Below are 239 nucleotides of genomic sequence, written 5' to 3'. Positions count from 1 at the left end.
ATGTTTGGTTCATGGTAAAAATTTGCCCCAACCATTTCAGAAACTACATGCAACGTATCTACTTCTCCTAAACTATATAAACCGAGGATCGCAGCTCCTAAGCAGGAACTTTCGAAACTTTCAGGAACATATACGTCTTGATGAAAGATAGCTGCGATCATCTGTCTCCAAAGTTCCGACGTTGCAAAACCACCGGTCGCTTGAAGTTTTTTCGGTTCGCCGGTAAGCTCTTTTAAAGG

1 protein-coding gene is annotated in these 239 nt (G+C 42.3%); it reads right to left on the bottom strand.

From position 1 onward, the window contains the following. A partial coding sequence (locus SB773_RS34390) for an FGGY-family carbohydrate kinase (RefSeq protein WP_410595007.1) occupies nucleotides 1–239 on the bottom strand: 239 nt, incomplete at both ends.

Origin of the sequence: Bacillus sp. SIMBA_074, from assembly GCF_046534555.1 — a bacterium.
GTDB classification, from domain to species: Bacteria; Bacillota; Bacilli; order Bacillales; family Bacillaceae_G; genus Bacillus_A; species Bacillus_A mycoides.
Note: the sequence above shows the minus strand (reverse complement) of the source record. Positions and strands in the feature narration are given on the sequence as shown.